The organism is Methanosarcina barkeri 3, from assembly GCF_000970305.1.
Taxonomy (GTDB): Archaea; Halobacteriota; Methanosarcinia; order Methanosarcinales; family Methanosarcinaceae; genus Methanosarcina; species Methanosarcina barkeri_A.
In genome coordinates, this window is record NZ_CP009517.1 from 4,378,327 (window position 1) to 4,397,585 (window position 19,259).

Here is a 19,259-nt window from a genome sequence, read left to right on the forward strand (position 1 = left end):
AGCATTTATAATTCCTCCAATCTAAGAAATAAATTATTCACATAAAGACCTTCAGGAGAAACTTTGTAAAGATAGCTGTCGCATATGCCAGAGAGATTCAAAGGAGCTTTTTCAACTACGCTTGAGAGATTCAAGGGAGTTTCTTCAATCACGGTTATTATTGCAACTTTAGAATCACTAAACATACCATCACTTACTTCAAAAGATATAGTGTAGAGTCCTTCCTGTCCGTCTGTAGGTGCCCAGCTAAAGAACCCTCTTTCGTCAAAACTTGCACCTTCAGGAAGATCAGATGCTGAAAAGGTAAGGTTGCCTCCATTAATATCAGAAGCTTTCACTGTAAAGTTTAAAGTTTCTCCAATCTTCACTGTGGCATCAGGAACAGATTCAATAACAGGTCCCTGTATGTCGACAGAGAGATCTTCTGAGTATGTGAAGTTATCTTCGTCCCCTTCAAGAACTTCCGCCGTGAAGTTAAGATCTTCGTCAGTCTCATTCGTAGCCTCGGAGATCGAACCTACTAATGAAGACTGCATAGTCTTTACTCGTGAACTCGGTGACAGAGACGCATATATTGTATTTCCGTATCTTCCTATGTTGATCCTATTTCCATTGTTTTCAGGTTCTTTAGAATAATCCGAAGAAACGCACCCGGCATCAATACAGGGAGAACTCACTTTGTCTTTTACCCATTTTCCATTCCAGTGACCTGTAACCGACTGAAGGTGATAATCATGGCTTTTCTGGTTTACAAATAACGGATTTAAGTAGATGTCAGTTTTCGAGGTGCAGCCTTTATAATTGCCTGCTGCATTGTTGTAGAGGCAGTTATTTTCCAGCACAAAGTTATGGTTCTTGGAGAGGTAATTGATCACTGCATACCCTGTTCCACTTGGGGACTTCGTACGTTTCTGGGTATTTACGATTATGTTGTTGCGGACAATTGTTGTGTACTTTGATGAGTAACTTGGAGAGTAAACTTCCGGATACATGTGAATAACAGCAGCATGGTATACACCGTCAAAAACATTATTTTCAATTAAAGTATCATGGAACCCACTAGCTACAATACCTCCGACCCAGGTAATGCTAGGATTGGTACCTGTACTATAGAAGACATTATGATGAATATGGACATTTTTTCCTTTATCTCTAGTAGCAGAAGAACTATCATAGTTGAAAATCCAGATTCCAGGGCCATAAGTGTTAGATATAGTATTATCATAGATATCTATATCATCCATAATACCTGCAGATTTTTCGATTTGAACAGCTGATCCACCTGCACTCCAGTGGTAGAAAGAATCGATTACATTATCATGGAATTTTACATGGTTTGAGTTCCAGATTCTAAGACCGCTGTTAGTCCTGCAGGTTATTCTGTTGTTCCAGGCTTCAACGTTCTGACACTGAATTGCGAACAGACCGTCATGACCAAGCTTGTAGATCTTATTGTTATAAAATTGAATATTTTGACCGTATTTTATCCTCAGCCCGTCTCCGAGACTATCGTGCATATACATATTGTATACTTTTACGTTATTACAGTTAGTAAAGTAAATCACATTATAATATCCATCACCCTTAGAAACTTTGGGATTACCGTCATGGTTTCCATTAACCTCGAAACCTCTTATTACAATGTTACTATTCCCGGAGCTGCTCATTTGCTGGATCATAGGTTTCATTGTGACCCAACCTGCGTTATTAGCCAGTTTAATAACAGCATTTGAATCCCCTTCAAGAATAGTATTGCTGCCAATGAGAAGAGTATCATCAATAACATACGTAAAAGGACCTTTAAGGTGGACAGTGGTATATTTGGAGTTACTTGCCACAAACTTAAGGGCCTGGTTTATCTGTACATGATCGTCTTTTCCATCGCATTTAAAATCTCCACTACCGTCTCCTGCTACATAAACAGTTGGTGCAGGACTCCGGCATAAAGCAGTAGGAACGTTTGCAAGAATAAGACAACTTACCAGGAAAAATATCCCTAATTCTCTTTTTAGCATTCATATCACCTGAAATTACTATAAAATTTTATTTACTAGTTTGCAGAGTAAGAACCGGGTAAAAAATGCTCATTAATCTACAGAAATTAAAATTATCTATGAAATAGTTAGACAACTTTCTTACTCAGTTCACTGAATGACAGATGGGATTTTTCAAATAGTGTCCACTCTCCGACATTCAAGGCTATAGAAATTTTCAGGAAAATTATTCATAGTGGAAGCTACTGAATCCTGTTAGAGAAACAAGTAAGAGATCCAGAAAAATCTCCATTTTTTTCAGGCCAATCTATCAAATTCACCCAAGTCCCCCCATGAAACAGAGTGAATAAACTGAGTGTTAACCATTAATTAAATTTCTATAGTCTACTGTGTAAATTATATCGTAGTGTTATAAAAATATTTGTGTAGTTTTTTTAAATTTTTATCCAGTGTTCAAAATTGTAAGAAAAATTAGAGAATATTTTGGAAAAAAAGAGAAATTAGAAACAGCTTTATTAAAATTTAGTGGTGGTCTCAAAAACCTAATACTTCCTATAATTGGAAGGGAAGGACAATTTCAATATAATTGAGATGGAAATTATTCCAAGGAGGACTTCGATAAACCCAGCTTTTTGGCTAGTTGCTTATAATGGATATATAAGTAATATGTTGAAATCAGAGGTTTATCGAAGTCCTCCAAGATTTATGTAGGATTTACCTTTCTCGTCAACAAAAGAGTCCAATTATAGAACTAAATGTCATTTTGAGATAAACTGTACCATATCAATAAAGAGTATTATTACACTATGAGCTTATCCCAAAACCACTTTCATTCCCAAATTTATACTTTTTTCATGTTTAGAAATTAGAGCAATTATTCAAAATTCAAGGTTTTGGGATAGGCTCTGTATTAACAATATTATATAGAGTCTTTTTCAAATTCCTCCAAATTAGAGTTCTCAACGACGTATCTAGTTTCTCCTCCATAACTGCTATAGTACTTATATCAATGTTAGTTTATTAACGCAACCTCAAGTATCTGGACTTACGATATAAAAAATAAACATATCGATGCATCAGTGTTTTGATTTCGATGCATAGATTGTGTTCCCATACCTTCCGATGTTGATCCTGTTTCCATTATCCTCAGATTCTTTGGAATAGTCAGAGGACGGATCGCCTGAATCAATACAAGGGGAACTCACTTTATATTTAACCCAGGTTTTCCCGTCCCAACTTCCACCTCTTGATTGAAGATGGTAATCATGGTTTACCTGGTCTACAAATAATGGGTTTAAGTAAATATCGGTTTTTGAGGTGCAGTCTTTATAGTTACCTGCTGAGTTCTTGTAAAGGCAGTTATATAGAGTTGTAAAGGAGTGTGTTTTAGGTAGATAGTTAATAATTCCATATCCTGTCCCACTTGGGGACTTTGTGCGCATCTTGGTATTCGTGATTATGTTGTTACGGACAATTGTTGTGAACCCGTCACCTTCTGGCACATAGCTTGGAGTGTAACTGTTGATATACATGTTCGCGATTGCAGCGTGATATACTCCGTCAAAGACATTATTTTCAATTAAAGTATCCTCGAATCCACCTGTTATTATGCCACCTACCCAGGTAATGCTAGGATTAGTACCAGTGTCATAGAAAACATTGTGATTAATATCGACATTTTTTGCCTTGTCTCTGGTAGCAGAAGAGGTATCATAGTTAAAAAGCCACATTCCGGGTCCATAGGTGTCATAGATAATATTATCGTAGACCTCTACGTCATCCATAGTGCCTGCAGACTTTTCGATCTGAATACCCGGCCCACCTGCACTCCAGTGGTAGAAAGAATCGATTACATTATCATGGAATTTTACATGGTTTGAGTTCCAGATTCTAAGACCGCTGTTAGTCCTGCAGGTTATTCTGTTGTTCCAGGCTTCAACGTTCTGACACTGAATTGCGAACAGACCGTCATGACCAAGCTTGTAGATCTTGTTATTATAAAACTTGATATTCTCTCCATACTTTATCCTCAGCCCGTCTCCATGACCATCGTGCATATACATATTGTATACGGTTACGTTCTTGCAGTAAAGAAAGTACATTATATTATAATATCCATCACCTTTAGCGAACTCGGTGTTACCGTCATGGTTTACATTAACCTCGAAACCTCTTATTACAATGTTACTATTTCCGGAACTGCTCATCTGCTGGATCAAAGGTTTCATTGGAACCCAGCCTGCATGATCAACAAGTTTGATAACAGCATTTGAATCCCCTTCAAGAATAGTATTGCTGCCGATGAGAAGAGTATCGTTAATAACATATGTAAAAGGACCTTTAAGGTGGACAGTGGTGTATCCGGAGTTATCAGCCACAAACTTAAGGGCCTGGTTTATCTGTACATGATCATCTTTTCCGTTGCAATTAAAATCTCCACTACCGTCGCCTGCAACATAAACAGTTGGTGCAGGACTCCGGCATAAAGCAGTAGGAACACTTGCAAGAATAAGGCAACTTACCAGGAAGAGGATTCCTACTTCTTGTTTTAACATCGATATCATCTGAAGGTGATCAGAATAAAATTTATTAACATTTTTTGTAGTTAAATATTTGTAGAGTGACGTATCTACACCTCTGCAAAATTTATGGAAGTTTTTTAAAAAAATTTCATTCGTGTGTCGGTTTTTTAGATATATTGGCCAAGTTATTGCAAATACTAGATACTTTCAGAATTCAAAGACTTTATAAACGCAAATGCATTTCTGAAAGCGTAAAGAGTAAATATGTAAGGACGCTTTTAAAGATAAGGTAACTCATCAATAAAAAGATTCCTGATCCTCGGTATAACATAGAAATTTTTTAGTATTAATCATAACAAAATTAATAATTATCTCTTCTAGATAGATATTTGTCAAGTAACGCCGTTATACAGTTACAAAATTGTTATGGTTTGCTAAAATTTCGTATAAATTTGTTAGTCTTTTGTGTATGAGATAAGTTTTGCACGCAATATATGAGAGCTCAATGCCTGTAGAAAAAAGCAAATTTATTGTATACCTCATGAAATTGTATGGGTAAAAGTAAATTTCATACACTTGCTAAGAATTTAAAAATTTAACCAAGTCAGAAACATACTAAAGAACGCATTAAACATAATAACTGTATGATAAATTTATTTTATAATTATCTAGCTAGAAAACTCTCCCTTAAGTTGAAGAGAACACGATTTATCAGTTTCTAATCAACTCCTCGCAATAAAAAGTGGGATCAAGATAAATACCAATTTCTTGACTCTGTTACGGTAGAGCTATAATAGTTAAACTAACGAAAAACTGCAGAGTGAAGATTGGCAGTTTACTCAAGTCAGAAAACGGCATAAGTTATAAAACTACCTTCTCAGCCTGCATTTGATCGATAAAATATAAACATGGATAAAGTTGCAGATTTTACTTTTTACATGTTTATAGGTATTGATTAAACGATGTCTTTGCATATATCCAGAATTTTTCTTGCAACTCCGTCCCAACTGTGATTCTCAACGACATATTTTCTGCCTCTCTCTCCCATAAGGGTTCTGGTACTCTCATCGAGAAGTAATTTTACTACAGCAGTCGCAAGTTCTTCAGGACTCTCAGGAGTTACTGAGAGTCCACCACCTGAAGCTTCAATTAAGTCTTTAACTCCTGAAATACCACTCGCAACAATAGGCTTCCCACAGGCAAGGTATTCATAAGTTTTCAACGCTGAAAGCCCTATCTTCGAGTTTCTTTCCTTGATAAAAGGAGCAACGCAAACATCGGCCGCATTGATGTAGAAAGGAACCTGTTCATAGGGAACTCTTCCGGTGAAAGTAAATTTATCCGAAAATCCTAAGTTAGAAGCTGTTTCCATCAGTTTATCCTTCATAACTCCGTCCCCGACAATAAGAAAATGAACATCAGGACATTTTTCCAGAATTAGAGGAGAGGCATGAATGAGAAATTCAACTCCCTGCCAGGCTGCAAGATGACCGACGAAGCATACGTATTTCTTTGAGCTTTCAAGCTGCAGCTTTACTCTTACCTGTTCGGGATCTAGAGGCTTGAACACATCAGTGTTTGCCCCATTATTAATAATATGGATTTTACTCTCAGGAATAGAGTATAGTCTCACAAGTTCATCCCTGAGTTTATCCGTGACAGAAACAATTCTGTCGCAATGCCTGTAGTTAAAGTTTTCAGACCGAAGTGCAAGGTAAGAGAAAACTCTATACGCAAAGGACTGTGAATTTGGATCTACCTTTAACTCATCCAAAACTATCCCATTAACTTCTACAATGGAAGGAATTTTTAAAATTTTACATAAAATTATTGGAAAGAATGGAAAAGAGTTCTGGCGAAGATAGAGCACATCCGGCCTATTTTTTATGCAAGAGTAAAGAAGGTAAAAAGAAAGCATGAATTCGTAAGAGGGCTGTACAAGATATTTATTGTCTATTACAGGCACATATTTTATCCCTGAAAGAGAACGGTCTACACTCTTCTGTCCGGGTGCAAACAGGACTATATCAGTATGCTTTTTTAAATTTCTTAGGAGTTCAAGAATGTGGATATTCGAACCTGATTTAGTATTAAAAGAGCCATAATAAACCAGGAAAATGTTATTTACTTTTTTAAACATAATGGTAGCCGGTTACCAGAATAGCGAAAGTAGTTAATTAGTTTATCCCACGACTTTAGTTATTATCTCCATCACCTCAAGGACAATGGCTTAGCATAAAACTTAAGGATAAAAATTAAACACGTTTTGGAGAGAAGTATTTATAGGATTAACTCTCTCCTCTGTCTGCTTTTGATGCATCCGAAGCGAAAACGAGCAAAAGATTATGAAAGTACTGGAAGCATGTCAGGAATTTCCTAACAGGTATTATCCTCAACTTGGAACATTCATAAAACAGAGTATAGACTCAATTGCAAATCAGGGAGTAGATGTTACTGTTATTTCCCCAAAACCTTTTGTCCTTCCTGTTTCTGCATTTCCATATTATAACTTTTTTAAACTGCCAAAGATTGAGCATACCACAAAATATGACCTTCATTATCCACGCTATGTTTATGCCGTTCCCAAAAAATATTTTTATCCAATAACAGGGTTCTCATACTCTCACTTTGTTTTTGAATACGCGATAAAAAATATAAAGCCCCAGCCAGACCTGATCCATGCACACTTTTCATATCCTGACGGATATGGGATGATGAAGCTTGCAAAGAGATGGAAAGTTCCTCTTGTAATAAGTGCGCTGGGTACAATAGAAAGAAAAACTGCTTATGAAGGCTCCTATACATCTAGACAGATTATAGAGGCAATGAATTTTGCAGATAAAATTCTTTCTGTCAGTGAAGACCTCAAGCTTCATATAACAAATCTGGGAATAAACGAAGAGAAAGTTCATGTGGTTCCAAACGGAGTTGATACAGCAAAGTTCAAACCTGCAGGAAAAGCACATGCAAGAAATCTTTTAAATCTACCGCAGGATAAAAATATTGTTCTCTTTGTTGGAGCTCTTAGGAAAATAAAAGGTGTGGACTACCTGATTGAAGCTGCAAAGGATTTTGTGAACACGAACACCGCTCTTTTTATGGTAGGCAGAGACGACGGCTTGAGAAAAGGTCTGGAAAAAAGAGCACAAGAACTCAAAATTGCAGATCACATTAGATTCACTGGGCCCGTAGACCATGAAAAGATCCCGCTCTGGATCTCAGCTTCTGACATCCTCGTATTACCTTCTCTTTCTGAGGGCAGACCAAATGTAGTACTCGAAGCCCTTGCCTGTGAAGTACCGGTCGTGGCAACCAATGTAGGTGGGATACCTGAGCTCATGATCGATGGGGAAACAGGCTACCTGGTGCCTTCAAAAGATCCTATAGAGATATCCAAAAAAATTAATAAATTGCTTGAGAATAAAAGCCAGAGAGAAAATATGGGGAAGCTAGGGCGTAAAAGCATAATTCAGAGAGGACTGACCTGGGAAGCCCATGCAAAAAAGACTGTGAATATATACTCAGAACTTTTGGAGAAAGCTTCAAAAACAAAAAACAGTACATAAACTCAGATGTACGGGAAAAACAGGATCATAAAACTCTTTTTTCACTTTAATTTTTTATGCTTCTGTCAAATTAGGGGAATAAAAGATAGATGTTCGTAAAAGTTTTTACTCACGTACAATGCCTGCTGTACCAGTTCATCTAGAAGTAAAATAAGGTTGGGGAAAAAAGGGATCTTTAAAAAATAAATTTCAGGGATTATTTAATCCCTGATGCGGAATATAAATATTTACTGATGGATTTGAATAAATTTTGTCAAGGCCTTTGAGGTTGCTCTCTAGCTTAAGCTCGTTTTCGGGTATCCCCTGATAGAAATAGTTGGCAGTATCTTTCAGGGTGCTTTCCTCACTGCCAAAATATAATCCACTCCTGAGAAACTCCCTGGTTCTTAGAACTACATAACCTTTGTACTCCGGGAGTTTATTTACATCACCGATTCTGTAATTATCGTAAGATGAGATATTCAACTCCGCGGATTTCGAAGGTATCAGCGGGACATAAAAGAATCTTGAAGCGTAATAATCGGTGTAAACAGACTTAGTTGAGGAATTGACAGGAACATACTTGAAAACATGATTAAACCCACTTAACTCTTCGGAAGTAAAGTATTCATGTTTTGCTTCTTGACCAAGAAAACTCGAATCTGAAATACTGTAGACCGAAGAAACTAAAATAAAAATAGAGAACAATAAGGTCACTAATAGAGCGGAGTTCGATTTCTTAGAATATTTAATTATATAATTCCAGAATATGTACAATCCGTATCCCATTATGAAAGCCATAAAGGGACTGACGAAAAGCATAAATCGATCAACTCTAAAGAGGACTTTGAACTGCCAGATAGTATTGAGGGGATTGGGAATATAAAATATAAGAGTTAACAGAGCAAATAACCCTATAACGGCAGCATAATTCTTCTTGTAATTTTTCAGAAGAAAACCTATTCCTATCAAGGTAAAGAATAAAAATACCGATTTATCCAGAAGTCCTATTAAGTCAATCAAGCTTTCCTGAAGAACTTCTGAACCTCCGGCAGTTAGAACTACAGAATCCAAAAACTGACTCTGCAAACGGGGAGCCAGGCTCCTCTGTACAAACACATACGCTACGAAGAACCAGTAAGCAGAAAAAATAACATTAAGCAGTATAAAGAAGGGCTTGCTGATATAACTATTATTTCCTATTACATATTCCGATGCAAGAAGAATAATTAGCAATAGAACAAGCTGTGGAAGGGAAACATTGTGAACTAAAGTTAAAAAAACTGCAACAATTACCGAGAGAGTTTTTAAGGATAGTTTATCCTTTTTGAAATTGACACTGTAAATCAGGTACAATAATACAACGAACATTATGAATGCCATTGTACGGGTGATTACGTTTGTACCATAATAAAGCACGGTAGAACTTGCGGAGAACAGTACGCACGAGAGGAGTGAAATCTGCCTGTTGTTTGTTATATAGTTAATAAGGTAATAAAGGAAAATAATAGTTATTGCATAGACAGGTGCAGTTACCAGAAAAAGTGAATTCTTTACGCTTATTTTCAAGATCTCAGCAGCTTCTGCAATAAACACGTGATAAAGAGGGAAGTAAGCGTAATCGCTTAAGGAGGTAGGAATTGTTTTCCCGGTCAGTGCAGTGACTTCCGAAATAAAAATATGGGGCAGAATATCTGTGGTACCGACATAGAAATCATAATTTAAAGTCACACTGAATATTAAATTAAGCGCGATTAAGACAGATTCAGCCAGAACAAGGGAAGGGTTTATGTCTTCAGAGAAAATTTGGAAGAATACAGACAGATAAAGTCCTAAAATAAAAAAGAAATAGTATAGAGGTCTGCTTCCTGGAGACAGCATAAGTACAACTAGGGAACCAATATAAAATGTCCCAAAAAGGTACGTAAGGGACTTTGTACTCAATGATGGGAAGATATCTATATCATGTAAACTTACATCTTTTTTGTAAATAAATAATATGAAAAGACAGGATAGTATTGCAGGTACTCCTGTAAACAGCCCCCGAAGTGCATAACCGAACTTTTCGGTTGCAAACATCCATAAGAACGCGAATATTACTGCGAAAATGATAGCTAACGGAAACAGAAAAGAAATTAACCTCATTAAACGGTTATTATCTAATCCGGGTCCTGCTTCTTTGTTTAATCCGAACATACTATCTCCATGTCGTTAAATAATCATAATTTCATGAGTTCAGTAAATCTGGTATCCAAAAAGCTGTATTTCAAAATCAATGAGAGTTCATCAGGGCTTTATTGATTAAGAATATTTTGCCCTGAAAAGCCTCCCATATACTCAAGTGTTTCGGTTGCTTTTTCATTATATGAACGAATAAGTCTGTAATCATTAAACATTATCCGAGCAGGAACGGGTTTTTGAGATAAGAGGAGAATTTGTAAAGCTGTACAAAAATCCTAGCCCATAAGCGATGTGTTGCACAGGAATTATAAAAAGGGCAAAAAGACCGTATTTTGATTTCATTTTGTAGGCAACCTGAATTGAGGTAACAAAGACAAGAATAAAATACACGGCCGTAAGTACAAGAAGAAGCAGGCTTGGAGTAGAGTACTTTATAGAAGCAATAAGCAAAGCAACTGCAAACACGATGGCAATTGAAGGCAAAAAAGCATACCAACGAACAAATTCTCCATGCTTTTTGAAAAGTTCTGCCATCCACATTCCATATTTAAACATCCTTACGGAAAAGGACTTGAGAGTTCCTCTCCTATGATGCAGAACCTGCGCATTCGGGATATACAAAAATTTGTTACCTTTCTTACCAATTCTGTAGTTAAGATCTCCGTCCTGACCTACCACAAACCGCTCATCAAAACCTCCAACTTCCTGAATTGCAGCTTTTTTGTACATTGCATTGCAGTTAGGAAGAGAGCCAACATAATGTTTTTTTGTGGAGTTTTTAGACTGAGCCGAGCCTCCTGACCCCAAGAAAGATTCCTGGGCATAACCCACCACCCTGCCAAATACAGGATCAGTGTCAAAGATCAGGTTTGGGCCTCCAAAACACACAACGTCCTCTGGAGAGGCTTGCATTTCATGAACAAGAGTTTTCAACCACAGAGGATCGACCTTGCAATCCCCGTCAGTAAAGGCAATAAGTTCTCCCCTGGCATTCTTCACACCAAGGTTTCTTGCCGCAGCTACATTCTTTCTTTCATTTAAAAGAAGCTTGATAGGATATTTCTGTACTATATCGCGTGTTTTGTCGGTGGACATGCCATCAACGATAATAATTTCATAAGAATCTTTTGGGTAGTCTAGATTAAGAAGTGACTCAATACATTCTTCAATGAATTTTTCTTCGTTACGAATACCTACTATGACTGAAACAAAAGGGAATCTCATACAAATTGACCCCGTTTTAACATTATTGTTTTCGGATATGCTCATTTAAAAATATCATCCTTGAAATGGCATGCAGTATTATTCCAGTAAACACCATAAAGGCTCCTATAACCGTCAGCATTACCATAAGGAGTGTTGGCCCGAAGCGCAAGGATCCTCCCAGAAGAAAGTCCTGTAGAAATATCAGTCCCATAAGAAAGCCTGTAGATGTCATAATCAGGCCAGGAACGGAGAAATAATACAGAGGCCGTCTATACTCCATATCTTTAAGGATGCGGAATAGGACTCTGGGTCCATGTATGAAAGGATGCTCACTTGAACAGTCCTCAAGATCATACCTGCAATGGATTTCCACTTCAGTAAACTTCAGTTTGTAATCTTTGGCCTGAATCAGAATTTCAGAGCCCGCAGACATATCTGTACCATTTAAATTTATTTTTTCGATAGCTTTTTTCCCATAAGCTCTAAAGCCGCTCTGAGAATCGGTTACATTCAGACCGCCTGCAATATAAGTTGCGATATCAAGGACTTTCATCCCGAATTTGCGGTAAATAGGAACATTTTTACCGTTGCCATTGACAAATCTTGAGCCAATTACCAGATCAAAACCATCTTTTAAGGGTTCAAGAAGCTTTGGAATTTCGGAGGGGTCATGTTGACCGTCAGAGTCAATTATGACCATAGCATTTGCATCGAGCTTACGGGCGGTTTCAAAACAGTTCCTGAGGGCTGCTCCATATCCCTTATTTATTTCATGACGAACTACATAGGCGCCAAGAGATTCGGCGATATCGACAGTATTATCGGTACTTCCATCATCTACAACTACTACTCTGTCGACGTATTTTTTGCAACCCTTGATAACATCTGCAATGGCATGGGCTTCGTTATAGGCAGGCATGGCTGCAATCGTAATGGCCATATGCAATCATCTACCTCTTTGAAGATAAAGGTAAGAAGTCTCCTTAGTAACATAGTTTATTATAGAAGAATCAGTAAAAATTCCAAATTCTGCAAATATATTTTTCAGAGTCATCGCTCCACAATTTTTAGAGGGTTTCAAAAGGTCTTTTACGACTACGTTTACAGAGAATCAGTTAGGGAAATTGTTCTCCTCTTTTTACCTAAAAGAAGGAACATAAATACTCCGTAAGTGAGTCACAGCGTTTAATACAAGACCTGTATCTGTTTTAATAGACGAGCTATATAAGCGTTTAGACACGAAAAATAATTAATCAGTAACTTCAGTGACGAAAAAAGGTTAAATCTATATGAAGTTCCTGTTAATTGGAATAGTGGCTTAAAAAGCACCAATTATTTACTGGTGTAAGAGAATAATAAAATAAAAAATTACACAGATACAAGAACTCAAGGACTTCCTTGTATATGTCAGTGTTCATAACCCTACAGACTCAACCCCTGCGGACTCAACCCCGAAAATGTATTTAAAAAATTAAAGAGATGGGACTCAAAAGACTAAAACTTCTTTAACAGAAATAGAAAAAAAGGGAAAAGTATTTTAAATAAAACTCAGGAAAAGGGAAAGATATTTTATATAACTAAGTAATTGAGTAGATCGGGTTAAAACATTCTTGAAAACGAATATAATTCAGGAAATATATTCTGCTAAATCAGAAGAAAACCGAGATTAAAACTCGGAAAACTTTCACCTTTCCGGCGCACTTATTCGCAGTTAAAGATTAAAAGCCGGTGAGAGGAAATCGGAAGGTTTCCGAAAAACCTCATAAGGAACAGAGAAATTGGCAGATTAGCCCGAATAACGAAAAGGCTGGGAAGCCAAAAAACATAAAACCGTTTTATGAGGAGTTATATGGCCGGAAACCAGAAGTTCCCATCTGACCTGTTGTTAGTAGCAGGCCTTGTAATTCTTATGGACATTTTCGTATTAATTCCTGTACTTAGCGGAAGTATTATTCGCACAGCTCTTGGTCTACCCCTAATACTCTTCCTTCCAGGGTACGCTCTCATAGCTATGCTTTTTCCGGAAAAAGGCGGACTTGAAGGGATGGAGAGGATAGCTCTTTCTATTGCAATGAGCGTCTCAGTTGTGCCTTTGATAGGACTTGCACTTAATTATACCCCCTGGGGAATCAAGGAGATGCCTCTCATTACAAGTGTCTCCATGTTTATCCTAACTGTGTTGGCAATAGCATACGTTAGAAGAAACTATCTACCTGCAGACAGAAAATTTGAGGTCCCTTTCAGGGCTCTTACCCTAACCCTGCTATTAGGAATTACGGGAAAAACGGAATCAAAGACTGAGAAAAACCTCAGGATAATTCTAATTCTTTCTTTCCTTATCTTGATAGGAACTGGAGTTTACGTCATTCTGGTACCTCAGGACAAAGAAACATATACGGAGTTCTATGTCCTTGGAACCAACGGGACGGCTAACAACTATAAAACAGATTATATACAGGGAGAAAGCGGGACCTACTTTATAGGAATAACAAATAATGAGTATAGAACAATGGACTATACAATGGAAGTAAGACTCGAAAATCAATCGCTGCCCCTTCCAGAAAATCTGCAGCATATCAGGCTTGCCAATAATAAAACCCTGGTAGAGCCTCTTGAGATTACGCCTTCTGTTGAAGGAGAGAATATGAAGCTTGAGTTCCTGCTCTTCAATGAAACTGAAAAGAATATACCTTACAAAGATCTGCACCTCTGGATAAACGTTGGAGAGGAGGTGTGAGGATGGGAGCATTTGAGAGTGCTAACGTGGAGACCCCGGAAGGCATAAAAACGGAGATGTCTGAGGATCTGAAGGAAAAAACACCTGAGATAGAAAACAAATGGGTTTATCTATCAATCCCGATTATAGCTATCACTCTTGCTGAACTGATGATATATTCGGGAAGAAAACTCGAAGCTATGGAAATATATGCATTAGTTCTGCTCGGGCTTTCCTTATCCATAATATATATAAAAAATAAGGATATTCAGAAAACCTATCAGAGTTTTCTCCTTCTACCGCTCCTGCGTCTGGTGGATTTTTCAATGCCCTTTTTCTATGAAGAGAAACTTTACAATCTTATTTTTATATACTGTCTGATGGCAATTCCTGTAAGCATTGCAGCTATTAATCAGGAGTTCACTAGCACACAGCTTGGGATAACTTTCAAAAAAATAGGGTTATACATTCCATTATCAATATTCATGGGCCTTTTATTAGGAGCAGGAGAATATATTATAGTCGGAAAAAATCCTCTTATTCAGGATCTTTCAATCCTTAACCTCCTGAGCCTCACCGTAATTATGGTCCTTCTTGTGAGCCCTATAGAGGAGATGATCTTCCGTTCAATCCTGCAGAATCGACTAGAAACAGTAGTAGGCGGCCGGAAAGCGCTAATAGTTACAAGTATTTTATTCGGGTTAATGCATTCAGGATATGGGAGCGTTTACGAGATATTTTATATAACTTTAGTAGGTGCTGTTATAGGCTACCTGTTTTACGGAACCCGGAGCCTACCACTTGTTGCATTAATTCACGGGTTTATGAATGTATTCTTTTTCGGGATTATCCCCCTTCTCCTTTAACTCTCTATGTCCATTAACGTATCCCGAAAAAGAAAAAGTAGCTTAATCAAAGAAAACTAAACCAAAGGCGAAAGCCTCGATATAGTCGGGAACTCTTTTCTGGACTATTCTCGTAATATAGTCAGAAAAACTCACTCATGTTTCTATAATATGGAAAATACAGAGTAAAGTAAATATAAAAGTTTCCCATGTTTTTCTCATTTTTCATATTTTTCATATTTTCAGAATTAACCAGAGAGTGAGATATGAACTGTATTCCACCATAATAAAAAATAGACGAAACTCATCAACTGCCAAGTATAATTGAAATTGTCCCCTATAGCAAAAATTAAGTCATTTACGATTTTTAAAAAAGTATTATTAAAAAGCATTATAAAAAAAGTATTATTAAAAAGTGTTATTAAAAAGTGTTATTAAAAAGTGTTATTAAAAAGTGTTATTAAAAAAGCATTAGTAAAAAGTATTATTATATTTAGAAACTTCTTGATACAAGACCACTGTTACTTGCCTATAATTCAGTTCTCATGGAAACAGAGTGGAGTGAAAATATCAGTACACTGTAAAGCCGCAAAACTTGTTGAGATGGAGATCGAGCGAACACTTAAACAGCAGCCCGCTGAAAAGTCATTGAAATAATGCAACAACCTTAAAGAGAATGATTGCACCAAAGGAAAACATCAGTGGAATAATTCCCATATTCAAAGAAACCTTTACCGTACTTTCCCAATGTTTCGATGCAGGAAGGAAGTCCCTGAGCAAAAGCAATAAAAGTAAAACTGCCGCAGCCACAGATGCGCCTTCAGGAATTCCCGGTGTTACGGTAGTTACTGAGAGCATGCCTGAAGAAACGGAGTTAGACGTGATTAAACTTGTAAGAATAGTCAGCACTCCTCGAGTTGATTAGCATATTACAGGAACAAATATGCGATAAGATATAAAAATCCTCCTCATACAAATTGATAAACATCAGGAGAGAAGGAATTAAACTCGAATTTTAGAAAAAAGTAGGAAGTTCCCTTAATAGATAATGAAAATACTGTAAGTTTGAGTTCGCAATCAAAGAATCAAAATTATATTGTAAAGTTAGAGACTCAAAATATAAATTAAATAATTCTTGAAAAGATAGAAGAGAAGAGTAGAAAAATAAACCAAATCATTAAATAATTAAAAAGCCCTCTAAAATAAAAATTAAGGATAGTTAGAAAAAATCAAGAAATGAAAATGGAAAAAGTAATAACAATATCTTGGGTTTGTCCTGAGAGGTTTATTTAACCCGATTATCGGGCAGATAAAAAATGAAAAACTATGAAATGAAAAGCTATTTAAAACTGCAAAAAATAAGTGGATGTTTTTATGCTCCAACAGAAAGTTTATCTGGCTAACAAACACCAGAAAAACGGGGGGAACAATGAACTCGACTGAATTTAAGATTCACAATTCTTCTAAAATATATGGAACCTCTGTAATTGGAAAAGACACAGTAATAATGGAAAATGTGATTCTAGGATACCCTGAACACAGAATTCTAATGGAAATCCTGAAGCAAAACAAGGAAATTGAAAACTTCGATTTTCCAGGGTGTACGATAGGCCCGAACTCAATGGTAAGGGCTGGATCAACGATATTCTCCAACGTAAAAACCGGAAAAAACTTCAAAACAGGGCATAACGTAATGATTAGAGAAAATACAGAAATTGGAAATAATGTTCTTATTGGAACTAATGTTATTATAGACGGAAACGTGAAAATAGGAAATAACGTCAGTATCCAGGGAAATGTCTACATTCCAACCAATGTTGTTATCGAGGACAATGTATTTATCGGGCCCTGTGCTGTTCTGGCTAACGATAAATATCCTATTCGAAAGAAATACGAATTGAAGGGTCCTTTCTTGAGAAAAGGTGCATCTATAGGTGCAAACGCTACCCTGCTTCCTGATGTTGAAATAGGCGAGGGAGCAATGGTTGCAGGAGGAGCACTCGTTACAAAAAATGTTCCCGCCTGGAAACTTGCAATTGGAGTGCCTGCCAGAATACAAGAACTTCCAAAAGATTTAAAGGAATTGAATCTAATATAAAGTTGTAAAAATCAAGCTAAGTAAGATTAATTTTATCAAGATTATTAAAGAGGTTCCAAGATGATCCCAATTGCCAAGCCCCTTATGGGTAAGGAAGAGATTGATGCAGTGACAGAGGTCCTGAGGTCAGGTATGATTGCACAGGGTCCAAAAGTCGAAGAGTTTGAACTTGCTTTTTCTGAATACACTGGCTGTGAGTATGGAGTTGCTGTGAACTCTGGAACTGCAGCTTTACACATTGCGCTTCTTGCCCATGGTATAGGAAAAGGTGATGAAGTGATTACAAGTCCCTTCAGTTTTATTGCAACAGCAAACAGCATCCTTTATACCGGGGCAAAACCTGTTTTTGCAGATATTGATTTAGACACATACAATATGGACCCTGAAAATATCAAAGAGAAAATAACTTCAAAAACCAGGGCTATTTTGCCTGTTCATCTTTATGGTCACCCTGCAGATATGAAAGCGATAATGGAAATTGCAGATGATAATAAGCTCATTGTAATTGAGGATGCCTGCCAATCACACGGTGCAGAATACCTTGGAAAAAAAGTGGGTAGCTTCGGAACAGGAGCATTCAGCTTTTATCCTACAAAAAATATGACAACCAGCGAAGGTGGAATGCTCACTGCAAATGAGAAGGAAATTGCAGAGAAGGCAAAGATGATTCGGGCCCATGGCTCAAAAGTTCGATATCTGCATGAAATGCTAGGTTTCAACCTGCGCATGACTGATATTGCAGCTGCAATCGGACTTGTACAACTTGGAAAACTGAACGGATTTACCTCAACCAGACAAAAAAACGCAGAAATTATTTCAGCAGGGTTAAAGAACATACCCGAAATTGTGCTACCTGTAACAAAAGCCGAATGTACCCATGTATTCCACCAATATACGGTCAGAGCAGAAAAAAGGGATCAATTGGCAACTTTCCTGAAAGAAAAAGAAATAGGAACAGGAGTTCACTATCCTATATCCATTCACAAGCAACCTTTCTACAGGGAACTTGGATATACGGATTCCTTACCGGTCTCGGAAAAAGCAGCGGAAGAAGTATTATCTCTCCCTGTGCACCCTTCATTATCTAGAACCGATTTGCAGAACATAATCGAAGCGACCAAAGAATTTTATGCAAAAGACTGATCATTTTTCCAGCCACCGCATTCTCATAACCAGGAAGTGAGATTTTTGATAAGAGTAGGAGTTATAGGTACAGGTGCTATGGGACAGAACCATGTAAGAATTTATAGTGAAATGAATAACGTAGAACTTGCCGGAATCTCGGATGTAGACCAGAAGCGTGTAGAAGCAATGGCTACGCAATTCAAGACAAAAGCCTTTACAGATTATAAGAAAATGTTAGCAGAAGGGCTTGATGCGGTAAGTGTTGTTGTACCTACCAAACTGCATAAGCAAGTTGTACTTGATGCTCTTGAGGCAGGCGTACATGTCCTTGTAGAAAAGCCGATTGCAGACACAACTGAAAACGCGGACCTGATGATAGCAGCTGCACAAAAAGCGGGAAAAATCCTTATGGTTGGACACATCGAACGCTTTAACCCTGCAGTCATAAAACTCAAAGAGATTATAAACTCAGGTACTTTGGGAAAAATAGTCTCGATCTCAACCAAACGAGTAGGGCCATATAACCCGAGAATAAGAGACGTGGGAGTAATCCTGGATATTGGTGTCCATGACATAGATGTAATTTCATATCTTTACGGCAAGAAAATAAATAGTGTTTATGCTATTGCAGGTGCAGATATTCACTCATTTGAAGACCATGCCTCAATTATTCTGCGTATGGACCATAATTTTGCAGGGGTCGTGGAAACAAACTGGCTGACTCCACACAAGATAAGGCAGCTAACAGCAATAGGAGTTAAAGGGGTTGCCTATCTGGACTACATTAATCAAACAGTACAGTTACACGATAACGAATGGATAAGAAAAGCCAAAGTAGAACAGAGTGAACCTCTGAAAAATGAACTCACATATTTCATGGATTGCGCTGCAAATGGTAAAAGCCCTAACCCCTGTGGAGAAGATGGAAAACACGCCCTTGAAGTGGCAATGGCAGCTATAAAGTCCTACGAGGAAGGAAGATTAATTGAAGTAGGATAATAAGCCGGAAAAAGATCTGAAGAAATAA

The 19,259-nt window shown here is 37.3% G+C and carries 13 protein-coding genes; 7 read left to right on the forward strand and 6 right to left on the reverse strand.

The window, feature by feature from the left end; translation table 11 throughout:
- Positions 1-5: 5 nt before the first annotated feature.
- The 3 genes from MSBR3_RS17920 to MSBR3_RS17930 form a co-directional block, all read right to left on the reverse strand.
- Entirely contained in the window at positions 6-2,015 is a 2,010-nt protein-coding gene (locus tag MSBR3_RS17920) for a right-handed parallel beta-helix repeat-containing protein (protein ID WP_048109594.1), read from the reverse strand.
- 1,055 nt (positions 2,016-3,070) lie between these two features.
- Positions 3,071-4,558, reverse strand: a complete 1,488-nt coding sequence (locus MSBR3_RS17925; protein WP_048109595.1) for a right-handed parallel beta-helix repeat-containing protein — start codon at positions 4,556-4,558, stop codon at positions 3,071-3,073.
- Positions 4,559-5,471: 913 nt separating this feature from the next.
- Positions 5,472-6,656 carry a glycosyltransferase family 4 protein gene (locus tag MSBR3_RS17930; protein ID WP_048109597.1) on the reverse strand — a complete coding sequence of 395 codons (1,185 nt, stop codon included), beginning with the start codon at positions 6,654-6,656 and terminating at the stop codon, positions 5,472-5,474.
- 205 nt (positions 6,657-6,861) lie between these two features.
- Between MSBR3_RS17930 and MSBR3_RS17935 the strand changes: the two genes are divergently transcribed.
- Positions 6,862-8,082 (forward strand): glycosyltransferase, encoded by a 1,221-nt coding sequence (locus MSBR3_RS17935; RefSeq protein WP_048109598.1) that lies wholly within the window; start codon positions 6,862-6,864, stop codon positions 8,080-8,082.
- Between the two features lie 189 nt (positions 8,083-8,271).
- Here the strand turns inward: MSBR3_RS17935 and MSBR3_RS17940 are convergent, their stop codons facing one another.
- The 3 genes from MSBR3_RS17940 to MSBR3_RS17950 all read right to left on the reverse strand — a co-directional run bounded on the left by MSBR3_RS17940 (position 8,272) and on the right by MSBR3_RS17950 (position 12,388).
- A complete protein-coding gene (locus MSBR3_RS17940) occupies positions 8,272-10,257 on the reverse strand; it encodes a hypothetical protein (RefSeq protein ID WP_048109600.1) in 1,986 nt (661 codons plus the stop codon).
- 192 nt (positions 10,258-10,449) lie between these two features.
- The gene (locus MSBR3_RS17945; protein ID WP_048109602.1) at positions 10,450-11,466 is read right to left on the reverse strand and encodes a glycosyltransferase family 2 protein; all 1,017 of its coding nucleotides are present in this window, start codon (positions 11,464-11,466) and stop codon (positions 10,450-10,452) included.
- A gap of 22 nt (positions 11,467-11,488) precedes the next feature.
- Positions 11,489-12,388 (reverse strand): glycosyltransferase family 2 protein, encoded by a 900-nt coding sequence (locus MSBR3_RS17950; RefSeq protein ID WP_048110682.1) that lies wholly within the window; start codon positions 12,386-12,388, stop codon positions 11,489-11,491.
- Between the two features lie 909 nt (positions 12,389-13,297).
- Here MSBR3_RS17950 and MSBR3_RS17955 point away from each other — a divergent pair.
- The 6 genes from MSBR3_RS17955 to MSBR3_RS17980 all read left to right on the forward strand — a co-directional run bounded on the left by MSBR3_RS17955 (position 13,298) and on the right by MSBR3_RS17980 (position 19,231).
- Positions 13,298-14,185, forward strand: a complete 888-nt coding sequence (locus MSBR3_RS17955; protein WP_048109604.1) for a DUF1616 domain-containing protein — start codon at positions 13,298-13,300, stop codon at positions 14,183-14,185.
- Positions 14,186-14,187: 2 nt separating this feature from the next.
- Positions 14,188-15,030, forward strand: a complete 843-nt coding sequence (locus tag MSBR3_RS17960; protein ID WP_048109605.1) for a CPBP family intramembrane glutamic endopeptidase — start codon at positions 14,188-14,190, stop codon at positions 15,028-15,030.
- Positions 15,031-15,685: 655 nt separating this feature from the next.
- Positions 15,686-15,934, forward strand: coding sequence for a hypothetical protein (locus MSBR3_RS20530; RefSeq protein ID WP_048109606.1), 249 nt, complete (start codon positions 15,686-15,688; stop codon positions 15,932-15,934).
- 504 nt (positions 15,935-16,438) lie between these two features.
- Positions 16,439-17,107, forward strand: coding sequence for an acyltransferase (locus MSBR3_RS17970; protein ID WP_048109608.1), 669 nt, complete (start codon positions 16,439-16,441; stop codon positions 17,105-17,107).
- A 60-nt stretch (positions 17,108-17,167) separates the two neighbouring features.
- Positions 17,168-18,250 carry a DegT/DnrJ/EryC1/StrS family aminotransferase gene (locus tag MSBR3_RS17975; RefSeq protein ID WP_048109610.1) on the forward strand — a complete coding sequence of 361 codons (1,083 nt, stop codon included), beginning with the start codon at positions 17,168-17,170 and terminating at the stop codon, positions 18,248-18,250.
- Positions 18,251-18,295: 45 nt separating this feature from the next.
- On the forward strand, positions 18,296-19,231 hold the full coding sequence (locus MSBR3_RS17980; RefSeq protein WP_080942369.1) for a UDP-N-acetylglucosamine 3-dehydrogenase: 936 nt from the start codon (positions 18,296-18,298) through the stop codon (positions 19,229-19,231).
- Positions 19,232-19,259 lie beyond the last annotated feature (28 nt).

Coding starts and splice junctions, on each gene's coding strand:
- MSBR3_RS17970 (WP_048109608.1), top strand. CDS start 16,439: ATGAACTCGACTGAATTTAAGATTCACAATTCTTCTAAAATATATGGA.
- MSBR3_RS17935 (WP_048109598.1), top strand. CDS start 6,862: ATGAAAGTACTGGAAGCATGTCAGGAATTTCCTAACAGGTATTATCCT.
- MSBR3_RS17975 (WP_048109610.1), top strand. CDS start 17,168: ATGATCCCAATTGCCAAGCCCCTTATGGGTAAGGAAGAGATTGATGCA.
- MSBR3_RS17920 (WP_048109594.1), bottom strand. CDS start 2,015: ATGCTAAAAAGAGAATTAGGGATATTTTTCCTGGTAAGTTGTCTTATT.
- MSBR3_RS17950 (WP_048110682.1), bottom strand. CDS start 12,388: ATGGCCATTACGATTGCAGCCATGCCTGCCTATAACGAAGCCCATGCC.
- MSBR3_RS17925 (WP_048109595.1), bottom strand. CDS start 4,558: ATGATATCGATGTTAAAACAAGAAGTAGGAATCCTCTTCCTGGTAAGT.
- MSBR3_RS20530 (WP_048109606.1), top strand. CDS start 15,686: ATGATTGCACCAAAGGAAAACATCAGTGGAATAATTCCCATATTCAAA.
- MSBR3_RS17945 (WP_048109602.1), bottom strand. CDS start 11,466: ATGAGATTCCCTTTTGTTTCAGTCATAGTAGGTATTCGTAACGAAGAA.
- MSBR3_RS17940 (WP_048109600.1), bottom strand. CDS start 10,257: ATGTTCGGATTAAACAAAGAAGCAGGACCCGGATTAGATAATAACCGT.
- MSBR3_RS17955 (WP_048109604.1), top strand. CDS start 13,298: ATGGCCGGAAACCAGAAGTTCCCATCTGACCTGTTGTTAGTAGCAGGC.
- MSBR3_RS17930 (WP_048109597.1), bottom strand. CDS start 6,656: ATGTTTAAAAAAGTAAATAACATTTTCCTGGTTTATTATGGCTCTTTT.
- MSBR3_RS17960 (WP_048109605.1), top strand. CDS start 14,188: ATGGGAGCATTTGAGAGTGCTAACGTGGAGACCCCGGAAGGCATAAAA.